The organism is Paenirhodobacter sp., from assembly GCF_041916475.1.
In the GTDB taxonomy this organism is placed as follows: domain Bacteria; phylum Pseudomonadota; class Alphaproteobacteria; order Rhodobacterales; family Rhodobacteraceae; genus Rhodobacter.
This window is the reverse complement of record NZ_JAYRZN010000037.1, coordinates 1-15,376: the sequence shown is the minus strand read 5'-3', so window position 1 is coordinate 15,376 and position 15,376 is coordinate 1. Positions and strand designations below refer to the sequence as shown.

17 protein-coding genes are annotated in these 15,376 nt (G+C 66.6%); 10 read left to right on the top strand and 7 right to left on the bottom strand.

Translation table 11 applies throughout. The features are described 5' to 3' along the window. Positions 1 to 47 precede the first annotated feature (47 nt). Positions 48 to 878 (top strand): alpha/beta hydrolase, encoded by an 831-nt coding sequence (locus ACOMG5_RS14335; RefSeq protein ID WP_420344483.1) that lies wholly within the window; start codon positions 48 to 50, stop codon positions 876 to 878. On the opposite strand, the gene ACOMG5_RS14330 is transcribed toward ACOMG5_RS14335, so the two are convergent. From ACOMG5_RS14330 to ACOMG5_RS14320, 3 genes are read right to left on the bottom strand one after another with little or no spacing between them, the layout of a single operon-like run. Next, a complete protein-coding gene (locus ACOMG5_RS14330; protein WP_420344482.1) occupies positions 856 to 4,689 on the bottom strand; it encodes an amino acid adenylation domain-containing protein in 3,834 nt (1,277 codons plus the stop codon). The genes ACOMG5_RS14335 and ACOMG5_RS14330 overlap by 23 nt on opposite strands. Next, positions 4,658 to 4,891, bottom strand: coding sequence for a phosphopantetheine-binding protein (locus tag ACOMG5_RS14325; RefSeq protein WP_420344481.1), 234 nt, complete (start codon positions 4,889 to 4,891; stop codon positions 4,658 to 4,660). The genes ACOMG5_RS14330 and ACOMG5_RS14325 overlap by 32 nt, the downstream gene beginning before the upstream one ends. Then, the gene (locus tag ACOMG5_RS14320; RefSeq protein WP_420344480.1) at positions 4,888 to 6,504 is read right to left on the bottom strand and encodes a (2,3-dihydroxybenzoyl)adenylate synthase; all 1,617 of its coding nucleotides are present in this window, start codon (positions 6,502 to 6,504) and stop codon (positions 4,888 to 4,890) included. Before ACOMG5_RS14320 ends, ACOMG5_RS14325 begins: the two co-directional genes overlap by 4 nt. Positions 6,505 to 6,801: 297 nt before the next feature. Between ACOMG5_RS14320 and ACOMG5_RS14315 the strand changes: the two genes are divergently transcribed. From ACOMG5_RS14315 to ACOMG5_RS14300, 4 genes are all read left to right on the top strand, one after another. Beyond that, on the top strand, positions 6,802 to 9,087 hold the full coding sequence (locus tag ACOMG5_RS14315; protein WP_420344479.1) for a TonB-dependent receptor: 2,286 nt from the start codon (positions 6,802 to 6,804) through the stop codon (positions 9,085 to 9,087). A gap of 73 nt (positions 9,088 to 9,160) precedes the next feature. Beyond that, a complete protein-coding gene (locus ACOMG5_RS14310) occupies positions 9,161 to 9,844 on the top strand; it encodes a Fe2+-dependent dioxygenase (protein ID WP_420344478.1) in 684 nt (227 codons plus the stop codon). Then, positions 9,844 to 10,923, top strand: a complete 1,080-nt coding sequence (locus ACOMG5_RS14305; RefSeq protein WP_420344477.1) for an alpha-hydroxy acid oxidase — start codon at positions 9,844 to 9,846, stop codon at positions 10,921 to 10,923. Before ACOMG5_RS14310 ends, ACOMG5_RS14305 begins: the two co-directional genes overlap by 1 nt. A 427-nt stretch (positions 10,924 to 11,350) precedes the next feature. Then, positions 11,351 to 12,589 carry a tyrosine-type recombinase/integrase gene (locus tag ACOMG5_RS14300; RefSeq protein WP_420344476.1) on the top strand — a complete coding sequence of 413 codons (1,239 nt, stop codon included), beginning with the start codon at positions 11,351 to 11,353 and terminating at the stop codon, positions 12,587 to 12,589. Here the strand turns inward: ACOMG5_RS14300 and ACOMG5_RS14295 are convergent. The 4 genes from ACOMG5_RS14295 to ACOMG5_RS14280 form a co-directional block, all read right to left on the bottom strand. Beyond that, positions 12,586 to 12,780 (bottom strand): type II toxin-antitoxin system HicA family toxin, encoded by a 195-nt coding sequence (locus ACOMG5_RS14295; protein WP_420344475.1) that lies wholly within the window; start codon positions 12,778 to 12,780, stop codon positions 12,586 to 12,588. The two genes, ACOMG5_RS14300 and ACOMG5_RS14295, sit on opposite strands and share 4 nt — an antisense overlap. 2 nt (positions 12,781 to 12,782) lie before the next feature. Further along, positions 12,783 to 13,022 carry a DUF1902 domain-containing protein gene (locus ACOMG5_RS14290; protein ID WP_420344474.1) on the bottom strand — a complete coding sequence of 80 codons (240 nt, stop codon included), beginning with the start codon at positions 13,020 to 13,022 and terminating at the stop codon, positions 12,783 to 12,785. Positions 13,023 to 13,140: 118 nt separating this feature from the next. Next, positions 13,141 to 13,458, bottom strand: coding sequence for an antifreeze protein (locus tag ACOMG5_RS14285; protein ID WP_420344473.1), 318 nt, complete (start codon positions 13,456 to 13,458; stop codon positions 13,141 to 13,143). Between the two features lie 21 nt (positions 13,459 to 13,479). Beyond that, positions 13,480 to 13,923: an Arc family DNA-binding protein gene (locus ACOMG5_RS14280; protein ID WP_420344500.1), complete on the bottom strand. Its 444-nt coding sequence runs from the start codon at positions 13,921 to 13,923 to the stop codon at positions 13,480 to 13,482. A 110-nt stretch (positions 13,924 to 14,033) separates the two neighbouring features. On the opposite strand from ACOMG5_RS14280, the gene ACOMG5_RS14275 reads away from it, so the two are divergent. The 5 genes from ACOMG5_RS14275 (at position 14,034) to ACOMG5_RS14255 (ending at position 15,287) form a co-directional block, all read left to right on the top strand. Beyond that, entirely contained in the window at positions 14,034 to 14,270 is a 237-nt protein-coding gene (locus ACOMG5_RS14275; RefSeq protein ID WP_420344472.1) for a hypothetical protein, read from the top strand. 88 nt (positions 14,271 to 14,358) lie between these two features. Continuing rightward, a complete protein-coding gene (locus tag ACOMG5_RS14270; protein ID WP_420344471.1) occupies positions 14,359 to 14,487 on the top strand; it encodes a helix-turn-helix transcriptional regulator in 129 nt (42 codons plus the stop codon). Then, positions 14,484 to 14,684, top strand: a complete 201-nt coding sequence (locus ACOMG5_RS14265) for a hypothetical protein (protein WP_420344470.1) — start codon at positions 14,484 to 14,486, stop codon at positions 14,682 to 14,684. Before ACOMG5_RS14270 ends, ACOMG5_RS14265 begins: the two co-directional genes overlap by 4 nt. Then, on the top strand, positions 14,681 to 14,926 hold the full coding sequence (locus ACOMG5_RS14260) for a hypothetical protein (RefSeq protein ID WP_420344469.1): 246 nt from the start codon (positions 14,681 to 14,683) through the stop codon (positions 14,924 to 14,926). Before ACOMG5_RS14265 ends, ACOMG5_RS14260 begins: the two co-directional genes overlap by 4 nt. Next, entirely contained in the window at positions 14,904 to 15,287 is a 384-nt protein-coding gene (locus ACOMG5_RS14255; RefSeq protein ID WP_420344468.1) for a hypothetical protein, read from the top strand. Before ACOMG5_RS14260 ends, ACOMG5_RS14255 begins: the two co-directional genes overlap by 23 nt. Positions 15,288 to 15,376: the final 89 nt, after the last annotated feature.

Genomic DNA, 15,376 nt, shown 5'->3' with positions numbered 1-15,376 from the left:
AAGTGATTTTAGTTGACTACTATTGTCAACATCAATCCGTATCGGACATGACCGAACCGCTCCCGCCGCATAAGGGCCGCAAGGCCACGCTCGATATCCTGCACCTGCCCTGTGCCACGCATCGGGTGGAGAGCTTCACCGCCGCCGCCGCGCCGAACCTTCCGGGCGGGGCGCCCTATCGGCTGTTCCGCGCGGTGCCGCGTGCGGCGCGCGGGCCGCATCCGGTGCTCTATATGCTGGACGGCATCGCCGCCTTCGATTTCCTGACGGTGGATCTGCTGGCGCAGGTGCCCGATCTGGCGGTGATCGGCATCGGCTATGCCACCGAGCAGCAGTTCGCCCGCGCGGAGCGGGTGTTCGATTACACCCCTACCCCGGATGGCCAGAGCTGGCCCGACCCGCATCACGAAGGCCGGATCGCCGGGGGCGGCCCCGGCTTCATCGCGCGGCTCATCGGCGCGCTGCGGCAGGAGGCCGAGGCCGGGGTCCAGGTGGACCCGGTGCGGCGGATGCTCTGGGGCCATTCGCTGGGAGGGCTCTGTGCGCTGCAGGTGATGGCGCAGGCGCCCGGGGCCTTCGCGCGCTATGCGGCGATCAGCCCTTCGATCTGGTGGTCCGAAGCGCTGGCGCAGGAGATGATCGCGCGGGTCACGCTGGCGCCCGGCACGCCGGTGCTGATAGCGATGGGCGACAGCGAGAAGCGCACCGGCTCGGGCGAGGCGCCCGCCGGGCCGCCGCCGCTCACTCTGGCGGCCGCCGGGCAGCTGCGCACACGGCCCGGGGTCGATCTGCGGCTGCAGATCTATCCGGGGGCCGTGCATATCGCGACGCTGCCCGCCTCGCTGCCCGCAGCGCTCAGCCTCGCGGCCGCGCCATGATCTCCGCGAACAGCGGGCCGAGCCGGTCGGCCGCCGCCTGAGACACCATTTCCGGATGCAGGAGCGGCAGGTCCAGCGCCTCCACCCGGGCCGCATGCGGCGCCCAGAGCGATGAGACGAAGCCGCGCCCGGCATGATCGCGCGCCGCCCGCACATGCAGCAGCGGCCCATCATAGCGCCGGTGCCGGTGCGCGCGGATGAGCCGGTTCGTCCCCGTCACCAGCCGCACGACCGCATCGAGAACGGGCTCCGGCAGGCTGCCGAGCGCCGTCGCGCCCTGGCGCAGGAAGGCCACCACCGCCTCGCGCGTAGCCAGCTCGGGGTGCGCATCGGGGTCATGCCCGGCGATGGCCAGCAGCGCCCGCAGCGCCGCAACGGGATCGGGCTCCGGCTCCGCGCGCCAGCATTCGGCCGGATAGGCATCGAGCAGCGCCAGAAGGCCCACCTCGCGCCCGGCCGCGCGCAGCTCCACCGCGACTTCCTGCGCGAGGATGCCGCCCACGGACCAGCCCGCCAGATGGACCAGGCCCGCGGGATGGGCGGCCGCGATCCGCCCGGCATAATCCGCGGCCAGCGCACGCAGGCTTTCGGGGAAGGCGCCGCCCTCCAGAAGCGGCGACTGCACCGCCCAGACCGGGTGCCCCGGCAGCGCCCGCGCGAGCCTGCGATAGCCCCAGCCGAGCCCCCCCGCCGGGTGCAGGATGAACAGCGGCGCGCCCGCCCCGGCCCCGAGCGACAGCATCGGCGCGAGGCCCGCGCGCGCCTCCTCCGCAAGCGACATCGCCCGCGCAAGACCGGCCACCGTGGGCGTCTCGAACAGCTGGCCGAGGCCCGGATCGCGCCCGAAGACCTCGTCGATGCGCAGGATCAGCGACACCGCCGAGAGGGAATCGCCGCCAAGCGCGAAGAAATCCCCCTCGCGGCCCGGGTGCTGCGGCAGGTGCAGCACCTCGCGGAACAGCCCCGCCAGCCGCGCCTCCACCGGCCCTTCGGGCGGCGTGCCCCGGGCCATTTCCAGCACCGGCGCGGGCAGCGCCTTGCGGTCGAGCTTGCCCGAGACCGTCATCGGCCAGGCCTCCAGCGCCACCACCGCCGCGGGCACCATATGCGCGGGCAGCCGCCCGGCCAGCTCCGCCGTGAGCGCCGCCGGGGCAAAGCCCGGATCCGCCAGCACATAGGCCACCAGCCGCGCCTCGCCGCCATCGGCGCGTGCGATCACGACCGTATCGCGCACAAGGCCGGTCTCGCGGATCGCGGCCTCGATTTCGCCGGGCTCGATGCGCATGCCGCGGATCTTCACCTGATGATCGGCCCGGCCCAGATAGACCACCGCCCCATCGGGCCGCAGCATCGCCACGTCGCCGGTATCATAGAGCCGCCCGAACGGCGTCTGCACGAAGCGCTCCGCCGTGAGGTCCGCCCGGCCGAGATAGCCGCGCGCCAGCTGCACGCCGCCGAGCCACAGCCCCCCCCGCACCCCGGGGGGCACCGGGCGCATCCGCGCATCCAGCACCCGCAGCTGTGTGTTCCAGATCGGATGGCCGATCGGCATCGGGTCCGAGGTATCGCGCGGCCCGGCCTCCCAGAAGCTCACATCCACCGCGGCCTCGGTCGGGCCATAGAGGTTGTGCAGCTCCGCCTCGATCCGCGCATGGAAGCGGGCGCGGTGGCTCGCGCCCAATGCCTCGCCCGAACAAAACACGCGGCGCAGGCGGAGCCCTTCGGAGGCCGGCGCCTCCAGGAAGGCCGAAAGCATGGAGGGCACGAAATGCATCGTGGTGATCCCCTGCCCGCGCACCAGCGCCGCAATCGCCGCCGGGTCGCGGTGCGCGCCGGGCGGCGCGAAGACCAGCGTCGCGCCGCACAAGTAAGGCAGGAACAGCTCCCAGACCGAGACATCGAAGGTGGTGGGGGTTTTCTGCAAGATCCGGTCATCGGGGCCGAAGCCGTAATGCTCCCGCATCCACAGCAGGCGGTTCACGATGGCGCGGTGCTCGATCATCACGCCCTTCGGCTCGCCGGTGGAGCCGGAGGTGAAGAGGATATAGGCGAGGTCATCCGGCCCAGCCACAGGCTCGGGCGCCGCGCCTTCGGTGGGCCACTGCGCAGGGGCGAAAGCGCCGCCCGGGAAGCCCGGCTCCGCCAGAACCGCCACCGCACCCGTGCGCGCGATCAGCGCCTGAAGCCGCGCGGGCGGGTTCTCGGGATCGAGCGGCACATAGGCCGCCCCTGCCCGCAACACCGCGACCAGCGCCACAGCGAGATGCTCGGAGCGCGGCAGCGCCACCGCCACCACCGCCCCCGGCCCTGCCCCCCGCGCCCGCAGCGCCGCCGCCAGCGCGCCCGAACGCCGGTCGAGCTCGGCATAGCTCAGCACAGTATTTTCATAGTGCACCGCCGGGGCATCCGGAGTGCGCGCCATCTGCGCGGTAATCAGCGCGCTCAGCGTGGTTTCGGGCAGCGGATGCGCGGTGGCGTTCAGCGCCTCCAGCCAGCCCAGCTCCCCGGCGCCGAGCGTGGGCACCTGGGCCAGCCGCTCCGCCGCCACCCCCGCGCGCAGGAAGCCCGCCAGCCGCTGCAGATGCGCCGCGCCCGCCTGTGGACTATAGAGCCCCGGGTTGCTGTCGATCTCCAGCGACAGGCCCGCAACCGCATCGCCGCGGAAGGTGGCGGTGAGATCGTCCACCGCGCCTGCGCTCAGGATATGCAGCTCCGCCCCCAGCCCCGCGAACCGCGGCGGCAGGTCGAAGGGCTGCACGTTGATCAGCGGGCCATAGAGCCGCGCATCGATCGCGGTGCGGCGCAGGTCGCGGCGCAGCTGCTCCGACCGGTAGCGCCCATGGCGGCGCAGCCGGGCCATATGCGCCGCGGCCTCGGCCAGCACCTCATCGAGCGGCCGGTCCTCGTCCGGGTCGCAGCGCCAGGGCAGCACATTCATCCACATGCAGGGCACGCGCGCCACCGGCGTGCCCATCCGCGCCATGAACGGCAGGCCGAACACCCGCGCGCCCTCCCCCGATACCCGCGAAAAATAGGCCGCCGTCAGCACCGAGAGCAGATCGGGCCAGCCCACGCCCGCCTGCTTGGCCCGCGCCCGCAGCGCCGCGCAGAATTCCGCCGGGAGATCCAGCCGCGCCCGGTCGAAGCGGCGCGCGGTCACTGCGCGCCCCTCGGCGGGGCCTGCCACAGATTCGAGCCCGCCCAGTTCTGCGCGCCAGAAGGCCTGGTCCCCGGCCCGCTGCTCTGATGCCCGCCAGGCGGCATCCGCCTCGAAGGCCTGCCCCAGCGCGGCCAGGGGCGCGGGCGCAGGGCGGCCCTGTATCCGCGCGGAATAAAGCTCCCCCACCCGGTTCGTGAACAGCACGAAAGCATAGCCATCGGCCGCCAGATGGTGGATGCGCTCATACCACAGGTGCCGCTCCGGCCCGAGCACGAACAGCGTGAAGGCTGCAGCGGGCTCGGTGGCGAGGTCGATCGCGCGGCTGCTGTCGGCCGCCATCTGCGCATGGGCCTCGGCCTCCGTCGCCGCCACGATCCGCAGCTCCGGCGGCGCGGCCAGCCATTGCACCGGCCGCCCCTCGCGCAGCCCGAAGCGCAGCGCGAGCGCCGGGCTCTGCGCCACCGCCTCGGCATGGGCCGCCGCAAAGGCCGCCACGTCCAGCGGGCCCGTCAGCGTGATATATTGCCCGGCATTGAAGATCGGGTTGCCGCGGTCCAGCGCCTGCGCATACCACAGCCCCTCCTGCGCTTCGGTCAGCGGGCGCAGCTGCGGCGCGGTATCACGCACCGGCGCGCCCCGCAGCGACCGCATCCCACCAGGCGCCTACCGTCTGGCGCTCCATCAGCAGGCCGAAATCCAGCTCCACGCCCTGCTCCTGCCATTCCATGACCAGCGCCATCAGCCGCATGGAATCGAGCCCCAGATCGTAGAGATTGTCCTCGGGCGCCAGCGCCTCGGGCGCCATGTCGAGCGCAGCGGCGACATCGGCGCGCATCCGGTCGAACGTGATCATGCGGAGGCTCCCTCTTCCAGGAATTTTTCCTTCAGCGCCGCGCGCAGCGCCTTGCGGCTGATCTTGCCCACGGCGGTGGTGGCGAATTCCGGCACGAAGACGATCTGATCGGGCACCTTGAATTCGGCGATGCCGCGGGCGCGCACGAAGGCCTTCAGCTCGCGCACGCTCAGCGCGGGGTCGGTGAGCACGACGAAAGCGCAGCTGCGCTCGCCCAGAAACCGGTCCGGCATCGAGACCACGGCCGCATCGAACACGCCGGGATGGGCCAGCAGGTGGTCCTCCACCTCCTCGGCCGAAATCTTCTCGCCGGCGCGGTTGATATGGTCGGTCGCGCGGCCGCGCACCTCCAGGTAGCCGCCCGGCAGACGGCGGACCACATCGCCGGTGCGGTAGAACCCGTCCGCGGTGAAGCTGCGCGCATTCGCGGAGGGTTCCTCGTGATAGGTGCGGATTGTGTAGGGCCCGCGCACATGCAGGTTGCCGGGCGTGCCCTCGGGCACCGGCTGGCCCTCGTCGTCGAGGATCAGGATCTCGTCATCGGCGCTGATCGGGCGGCCCTGGGTGGCGATGATGGTCTCTTCCGGGTCATCGAGCCGGGTGTAGTTCACCAGCCCCTCGGCCATGCCGAACACCTGCTGCAAGGTACAGCCGAGCGCGCCGCGCACCCGCGCCGCCGCTTCGGGCATGAATTTCGCGCCGCCCACGTTCAGCACCTGCAGGCTGGAAATGTCGTGCCGGCTGCGCGGCGCGGCCTGCATCCACATCAGCGCCAGCGGCGGCACCAGCCCGACATGGGTCACCCCCTCTGCCGCGATCAGGGCGAAGCAGGTCTCGGGCGCGGGGTTCGGCGCCATCACCACGCGGGCGCCCACGATCAGCGCCCCGAAGAAGCCCGGAGAGGACATCGGGAAATTATGCGCGGCCGGCAGCGCCACCATATAGACGCTGTCGGGGCCGAGGCCGCAGATCTCGGCCGAGGCACGGAAGCTGTAGATGTAGTCGTCATGCGTGCGCGGGATCAGCTTCGGCAGGCCGGTGGAGCCGCCCGAGATCTGCAGGAAAGCAACCGCGCCCGGATCGCGCGGCGCGGGGGCTGCGAGGCCCGCGCCTTCGGTTTCCAGCGGCGTGAACTCCGCCGCATCGCCAATCACCACGACAGCCTCCACCCCTTCGGCACGGAGCTGACGCGCGAGCGGCAGATAATCGAAGCCCTCGTGCCGATCGGCACAGACATAGGCGCGGGCCTGCGATTTGCGCGCCAGATGCAGCACTTCGGTTTCGCGGTGCGCGGGCAGCGCATAGACCGGCACCAGCCCGGCGTAAAACAGCCCGAACACCACCGCCAGGAACTCGGCCCGGTTCGGCACCTGCACCAGAACCCGGTCCCCGGGCGCGAGGCCCAGATCGCGAAATCCGCGCGCCGCCACACGGGCACGCCGCGCCAGCTCGGCATAGCTCCAGCGCTGCTCCCGATCGACCACCGCCACGCGCGGGCCGAAGCTGCGCTCCAGCCGGTCGAGCAGCTGCCCGAAGGTCTCTCCCTGCCAATAGCCCTTCGCGCGGTAACGCGCGGCCAGCTCTTCTGGCCAGATCTGGACGGGGTCGGTCATCGCAGCCTCCGGTTTGCCTGCCCCGCGGGTATCAATCTATATAAAAACAGTCAACTTATAACGCGGCAGGGCCTGCTTGCGGCCGATCCGGGGCTGGGCGCCGATCACGAAATGCTCACCCGCGCTGACGAATCCGCGAAGAGAGTCGTTGACATTTTGCGACAAGACGGTAGGGACGGCCTTGGAAATGCGCCGAAAACACCGTTTCGGCCCCGCTCGCCAGCCAAAAGCCAGCACGCCTCCCCACCCCGCCGCGCCCGCGGCGGTCCTTGCTGTTCAAACTGGGAGCCGTTGTTCATGGACCATCCGACCCGCCCCGAAAGACCCACTGAATCCGCGCTGCTGCGCCCGACGCTCGGGCTGCTGCCGGTGCTCGCGCTCAGCGCCGCACCCGCTTTTGCACAAGATGCCGTGCAGCTCGATCCGCTGCTCGTCTCCGGCAACGAGAAAAGCGCCGAGACCAGCTATACCCTCGAGAAAAGCGCCAATGGCAAGGCCACTGCGCCGCTGCTCGATACCCCCAAATCCGTCACCGTCATCACCGAGCGGCAGATCGAGGAGCGCGGCGCGACCTCGCTGCAAGATGTGCTGCGCACCACGCCCGGCATCACGCTGCAGGCCGGCGAAGGCGGCACGCCCGCGGGCGACATCCCCTATATCCGCGGCTTCAATGCCGCGAACGACATCATGATCGACGGGATCCGGAACTCGTCGCGCACGAGCTATGAATCGTTCAACCTGGAATCGATCGAGATCACCCGCGGCTCCGATGGCGCAGTGATGGGCGCGGGCGGCGGCGGCGGCACGATCAACCTCGTGACCAAGGCGCCGCAGGAAGGCAGCTTCGACCGCAGCTCGCTCTCCTTCGGCACCGGCGATTACAAGCGCGTAACGCTCGACAGCAACCGCGGCACCGGCCGTATCGGCGCCCGCCTGAACCTGATGTATCAGGACGCCAACGACCTCGGCGGCCGCGAAGGCGTCACGTCGGAGCGCTACGGCATCGCGCCGAGCTTCCGCTACGACCTGACCGAGCAGACCAGCCTGACCGTGGGCCTGTATTACTACCGTAACAAGGACATGCCCGATTACGGCATCCCGATGACCACGGCGGATACGCCCGCGGAGTATGCCCGCGGCTCGGGCACGGTCTCGGACCCCTACCTGCCGGTGGATGTGGCAACCGACACGTTCTATGGCCTGCAGGACCGCGATTTCGGCGACCGCTCCAATGCCTCGGGCTATCTGCGGCTCGACCATGCGTTTTCGGACAGCCTGACGTGGAGCACCACCCTGCGCCACGGCAAGGACAAGACGAAATACTATGTGACGCAACCGACCTCGGGCGCCGACGGCCAGGTGACGCGCGGCAACAAGAGCACCAACCGCGACAACGAGACCACCGCCTTCAACTCGCAGCTCTCGGGCGACATCGACCTGTTCGGGCGCCAGCACAGCTTCGCGCTCGGGGTCGATATCTCGAATTCGAAAGCGACGGCGCGCAAGATCATCGGCACGCCCAGCACCGCCGCCAGCGCCCCCTACGAGAACCCGAACAGCAACGATGCCTGGGACGGCACCTTTACCTACGCCGATGACTACGGCCCGATCAGCTCCATCGGCACCACCCAGAGCCGCACGCTCTACCTGTTCGATACGGTGCAGCTCGATCCGAAATGGGAAGCGAATTTCGGCATCAGCTACAACCACTACAAGGTCACCGCACACAGCTTCGCGCAGGTGTCGCGCGGTGTGTATACGCCTGAATCCATCGCCACCTCGCGCACGGACTTGCTGAACGGCTCCGCCGGGCTGGTGTTCAAGCCGACACAGAACGGCCGGATCTATGCCAGCATCTCCTCCTCCTCCAGCCCGGCAGGCGAAGGCGCGGGCACGCTCAGCAACGCCTCCGCGGATACACTGATCACCCAGGACAACCTCGATCCGGAGGAAACCAACACCTACGAGATCGGGACCAAATGGGCGCTGTTCAACGATCAGCTGATGCTGTCGGCGGCGCTGTTCCAGACCGAGAAGACCAATGCCCGCGTCACCAATGTGGATGGCACCACCGAGAACCTGGGCAAGACCCGGTCGCAGGGGATCGAGCTCGGCGTCGCAGGCCAGATCACCGAGAAATGGGGGGTTTCGGCCGGCTACACCTATCAGGACGTGAAATATGTGGACAACGGCTACACCAACATCGGCACCACCGATGCGCCGAACTATGTAAAGAGCTATCTGAACGGCAAGCAGGTCACGAAGATCCCGCGCAACAGCCTCGCGCTCTGGACGACCTATGCCTATGACGATGCGCTGACGCTCGGCGGCGGGGCGACCTATACCGACAAGCGGGTCCAGAGCTACTGGAACCCCAATGCCACGGCCCCGGCGCAATATGAGCTGCCCGCCACCTGGCGCCTCGATCTGATGGCCTCCTACAAGCTGACCGAGGACACGCTGGTGCAGCTGAACGTGAACAACGTTCTGGACGAGCAGATCTACAGCGACTCGCATGTGGGCCAGCATGTGATCGTCGAGGCGGGGCGGAACTTCGCGGTGACGCTGAACCACCGGTTCTGATATTTTCCGACAAAAACACTTAACATTTCCGGGCAGGGTGCCTATCCTGCCCGGAACACAGAAAGGCCCGACCATGCTGGTGACCATCCCCGACCTGCTGACCCCCGAAGAAGTGGCCTATATCCGCCAGGTGCTCGAGGGCACGGAATGGATCGACGGGCGGCGCACCGCGGGCGACCAGGCCGGCAAGGTGAAGAACAACCTGCAGGTCCCGACCGATGCACCGGAGGCGCGCGAGCTGGGCGCGATCGTACTGCGCGCGCTCGGGCGCAATGCCACCTATTCCTCGGCCGCGCTGCCGCTGCATGTGCTGCCGCCGATGTTCAACCGCTACGACACCGGCATGACCTTCGGCGCCCATGTCGATGGCTCGATCCGGGTGATCCCGGGCAGCGCCCAGCGGATCCGAACCGATGTCTCGACCACGATTTTCCTGACCCCGCCGGAGGAATATGACGGCGGCGAGCTGGTGGTGCACGATACCTACGGCCAGCACGCGGTGAAGCTGCCCGCGGGGCATGCCGTGGTCTATCCCGCCACCTCGCTGCATTCGGTGAGCCCGGTGACGCGCGGCTCGCGGTGGGCCTCCTTCTTCTGGGCGCAGTCCATGGTGCGCGACGACTGGCAGCGGCACATGCTCTATGACCTCGACCGCACGATCATGCGGGTGCGCGGGCTGGTGCCCGACGACGACCCGGCCGCCACCGGCCTGACCGCGCATTACCACAACCTGATCCGGGCCTGGGCCGAGATGTGATGGCGGCGATCCCGCCCGATATCTTCGCGCTGGAGGATTACGCCCGCCATGCCGCGGCGATCCTGCCCGCCCCGGTGCGCGCCTATGTGGATGGGGCCGGGGCAGACGGCCTGACCGCCGCGGCCAATGCCGAGGCCTGGCGCCGGATCCGGCTGGAAAGCCGGGTGCTGGCAGATCTGCGCGGCGGCGGAACGGAGCTCGATCTGTTCGGCCTCGCGCTGGAGCATCCCTTCCTGCTGGCGCCGGTGGCCTGGCACGGGCTCGCGCACCCGGAGGCCGAGCACGCGACCGCATTGGGCGCGGCGGCGACGGGCGGGCTGATGGTGGTCTCTACCCAGGCCGGGCTGCGGCTGGAGGAGATCGCGGCGCGCGCCCAGGGGCCGCTGTGGTTCCAGCTCTACATGCAGCCCGAGCGCGCCGATACGCTGCATCTGCTGCGCCGCGCCGAGGCTGCGGGGTACCGCGCGCTGGTGGTGACGGTGGATGCGCCGGTGACCGGGCTGCGCAACATGGAGGCGCGGGCGGGCTTCGCCCTGCCGGACGGGCTCCGGGCGGTGAACCTGGAAGGCTATGCCCCGGCCGCCGTCCGCACGGCGCCAGGGCGGGCCGGCGTGTTCCTGGGCCTGATGGACGCAGCCCCCCGCTGGGACGACATCCGCTGGCTGCGCGCGCAGACCCGCCTGCCGCTGCTGCTGAAGGGCATCCTCTCCGGGCATGATGCGGATCTCGCGGTGCAGGCGGGTGTGGATGGGGTGATCGTCTCGAACCACGGCGGCCGGGCGCTCGATACCCTGCCCGCCACCGCCGACGCCCTGCCCGTGGTAGCGGCGCGGATCGCCGGGCGCATTCCGGTTCTGGCCGATGGCGGCATCCGGCGCGGCACCGATGCGCTGAAGGCGCTGGCGCTCGGCGCGGATGCGGTTCTGATCGGGCGGCCGCAGATCCATGCACTGGCGGTGGGCGGGGCCGCGGGCGTGGCGCATATGCTCTCGATCCTGCGTGCGGAGCTGGAGGTTGCGATGGCGCTCACCGGGCGGCGGCGGCTTTCCGACATCGACCGCAGCGTGCTCTGGGCCTGAGACGGCAGCAGATCTGCGCGAAACCTGCACGGCTACGACCTCGTGAACCCCAACACCCGCCTGACGGCCGGTTGCAGCCACGGCCGCAGTCGGCACGAGCCGGCCGCCCGGCCCACATCGGCTTCGCGGCCTCCTCAGGCATCACCATACTCCGCCACAAACACAGGAAAAGCCTTTGAGCGGAGGGATTTTCTAGAACCATCTGAGTGAATTGGTCGGGGCGGCGAGATTCGAACTCACGACCTACTGTACCCAAAACAGATTTTTCGACATATCGCGACATAACGGCCAAGAACATTTGAAGCGCCCTATCCACCTTGAAAACAATAGAAATATGCGCGATGTTGCGGAATGTTAGCAACAGGACGTAACGACGCGATACGCGCGAATCTGTTACCCCTGTGTTACCCCGCAGGACTGACTGTATATGGCGCGAGCACTGACGACAAAGGCGGTTGAGGCTGCAAAGCCAGACCCCGCGAAGCGATACGAGATCCCCGACCCGGCACTCTCCGGGCTCTATCTGGTGGTGCAACCAAGCGGCTCGAAGTCATGGGCGCTGCGCTATCGGTTTCACGGCAAGCCCGCAAAACTGACCCTTGGGCGCTGGCCGCTCATGGGGGTGGCGGACGCGCGCGGAGCCGCGACCGATGCGCTTGAGCGCCTTCAGAGTGGCTCAGACCCCGCGGCGGCAAAGAAGACCGCAAAGGCCTCAGAAGATGAACGGGATCGGGACACGGTTCGCGCCCTATTTGCGCTCTACGAAAAGCGCCACCTGGCCAACCTGCGATCAGGCGGAGAGCAGAAGCGACAGATATCCCGGAACGTTCTGCCGAAGCTCGGCGATCGCGACGTAAAGAGTATCACCCGGCGCGACCTGATCGACCTGCTGGAGGAAATTGCGGACTCTGGCCGAGGGGTCACGGCGAACCGCGTCCGAACCTATTTCCAGACCTTCTTGAACTGGTGCATCGAGCGTGATGTGCTCGAAGTGAACCCAATCGCCAGAATGAGACCTGTGGCGAAAGAACGGCCGCGCGCCCGGGCCCTGAGCGATGATGAAATCCGGTGGTTCTGGCAAGCCTGCGACGAAACCGGCTACCCCTTCGGACTGATGGGCAAGCTGCTGTTGCTCACAGCCCAGCGGGAGGGCGAAGTCACCCGTATCTCAACGGCAGAGATCCGCGGAGACCTGTGGCACCTGTCAGCCGATCGCACGAAGAACCGGCGCGCCCATGACGTGCCCCTCTCACCAGCCGTGTGCGCGCTTCTGGCGGGCGCGGAGCGCGTTGACGGGCCTTTCGGATATATCCTCACCACGACCGGAACCACGCGCGTCAGCGGCCTCTCCCGAGCTCAGAATGCCATTGCCAAGCGCATGCGTGCGGCGGCCGAGAAAGAGCGCGGCGAGCCTGTCGAGATCCCGCACTGGACTTGGCACGACCTGAGGCGGACGGCCGCAACCGGAATGGCCCGGCTTGGCATCCCGGTGCGTGTCACTGAGGCGGTGCTGAACCACATCTCCGGCACGGGCGCGGGCATCGTGGCGGTGTACCAGCGCCACGACTATGCCGGCGAAAAGCGACAGGCCCTAGATGCCTGGGCGGGCTATGTCCTGTCGCTGGTGGAGGGAAAGCCGGATAACGTAGTGCAGATCATGGGTTAGAATTGCTTGGGCAGCCCGGCCTGCTTCAACGACTCATTGGCGGTGTGACGCGATTTCGTGCCGTGATCGACCGTGAAGTGTTTCTGATTGATGGGGCTGAACCAGATTTCGTGATCCCCTTTGCCGGGACGGACAAGATAGCATCCTGCCGCTGCAAGGACCGCGATCAGATCACGATAGAAGCCTGCCATTCTCAGGCGGCGGTGCTGACGCGCATGAGTCGATCCGCCATGACGTGGACGGGAACATCGCCGCCATCGGTGGGGAAGCCGTTGAGTTCGATCAGATCGGCGAGCGCGCTTTGCAGCTTGGGATACAGGGCTTCGATCGTCTCGGCCTCGATCGCCAGCCCGTCAATATCGGCGCTGGTTGCAACCCACACGTTGGCTTCCGGATCCCAATCTGCGCGAACGATGATGCTGTTCTTGGACATGCCTAGCCTCCGTTGAGCGATATCATATAGCGTATCACCGCCTAACATTCAATGAAGCGTCGCAACTGTATCGAGTGACGCCCGGCAAGAGGTCCGTCGGGGCAAATCGGACATTTTGTCAGATTTTCAGGTGCGGGCCGCGCTTCGACAGCCGCGACACATTCGACGAGGTTTTGCGGCGATAGGGCCGGATAGCAGCAGCCGCCACCTTGGCCGTCGGCTTTCCGGACATCATCGCCATGGCCACCGCCGTCTGAGCCTGCATCGCGGCCGCAATCTTCTCGCTGACCATGCGATGGTTCTCGCTTGGGGTGACGTTCCAGGCGCCTGCCATGCCCCAGAGGCGCATCCAGATCACGGCCTGGGCCTCAACGGCCATCGCCATGAGCTGGTAGGACGTCTTGAAAATGTCGGCCGATGTCTTCGGGTAAAACATGTTCGTCTCCTCGTGATGGCGCTACCCGCGCCCGCTGCCGTCCCCGTCTCCTGCGCCAGTGGCGGTTCCGGCGCCGTCTCCAGATCCATCCCCCTCGCCACTTCCATCTTCCTGCATCATTCTTAGGAGAGGCGTGTCTTTCAAAAGGCTTTTTGCCTGAGCCTCGATAATCTCGCCACTTAGTTGCCGCATCAGGCTTCGAATATTCCGTACAGCAACGCTGATCTCTCGTGTCATCTCATATTTTACGGGCGACTTCGATATCACAGACGCCATCTCCTCCAAAGAGCGCCTGAGAATTTCTACTGCGTTGTTATCTGGATATTTTTCCTCAAGTGCGGCAGTTAATTCACTGTTAACAGAACGATTATTCATACTAGCTGCCGACCGAATTCTGTCTCGCAGATCTGGAGATATGCGCAAAGCTATCTGAACTGTTCCTTGATCTGACCTTTGGTCTGACATGATTGGCCCCCCATCAAGAATGCAATCAATATGATTTTCCACTTGACAGTCAATGCAATCAGTTTGATTGTAATCAAGATGATTGCATCAACGTAGCACTTAGGGAAACCATGTCCACACTCAAGAACCTTGCGGGCGGTGATGTCGTATCTACGACATTGCGCCTGCCGAACGAGCTTCTGAAGGAACTTAAGATCCAAGCGATCCGCGCGGGGTGTTCGTTCAACACCCATGTCGCAATGATCCTGAAAGAGGCAGCGGGGGAAGAACTTGGCGGTAACGCCCCCGCTGCGCAGATGGAACAGCAAGTGAACCATCAGGAGGCAAATCATCATGATGGCCGCTGAATCGCAATCCTTTTCGCTCGGGCCTGACCTGAACGGGAAGCGTATCGGCATCCATGCCGTGCGCAATCTTTGCGGAAACGTGTCTTCGATGACCATCTATCGCTGGCTCAACTCCCCGGAGATGAACTTCCCGAAGCCGATCTACATCGGGCGCCTCCGCTACTGGAAAGAGGCCGATGTCCTGACCTGGCTCGATGCGCGGGAGGGGCTGGCATGAGCGCGCCCTATCGGAATTTCGACGAGCTCCATTCAGATGCGGTCACGCTCTCTGGGCTGTGCGAGCTCGCGGAGTGTATCTGTTGCGAGCGTCCGGAATGGGATCTCGCGGCCTTGCTTGTCGCCATGTCCCAGATCGCGGAGAGGCTTTCGTCCGGCTCGGAATGGGTCAACCTTCCGAAAGGCGGTGAAGCATGAGCATCACCGACAAATACCGCGATGCGCATGAAAAGACCGATGATGTCGTCATGATTATTGAGGGTGTGGCGGCCGCTGCGATCGATGTGATGCTGCAACGGCAGATGCTGGGGCCGGATATTCCAGGCGCATCCTCCCTGTTCGCCCTCTTGGAGACGATCGAGGAGAAGGCCGGCCGTGCGCGGGAGCTGCTCCAGGAGCAGTGGGAGGCGGCTTATCATGTCGTTGGATCTGACCGGTGACCGCTATAGGCGTGCGTCGAAGACGATGCTCCATGCACTTGTGCTCGGTGATGCCCATAGTTGGAGCGGAGTAGCCTATATATGGGCTGCGCGCCTGACAATGAACGAGCGCGCGGCCGTCGCGATGGCGGCCATGTTCTCGTTACCAGAGGAAGCCGCGACTATCGCAGGGCGGCGTACAATCGGTTACGGAGCCCCGCATCCTTCCTTTGTCGATCCGCTATCTGAAGCGCAGATATGGGCAGCCTCGGCGAGTGTAGCCGAGCTTGATGCTTATCTCGTCGCCGCCTTCAGCGCTTTGCCAAGGCACAAACAGCGGCAGTTTGCGGACTATGCCGTGTTGATTTTCACTCAGAACTGAGCCGGTTTTTTCACCGAGAAGTGAGCCACCTCTGATTATGGATTTCGGTTCATGCTGGGGTCAAGGTCGGGTTTGTCTCCTTCTTTTTT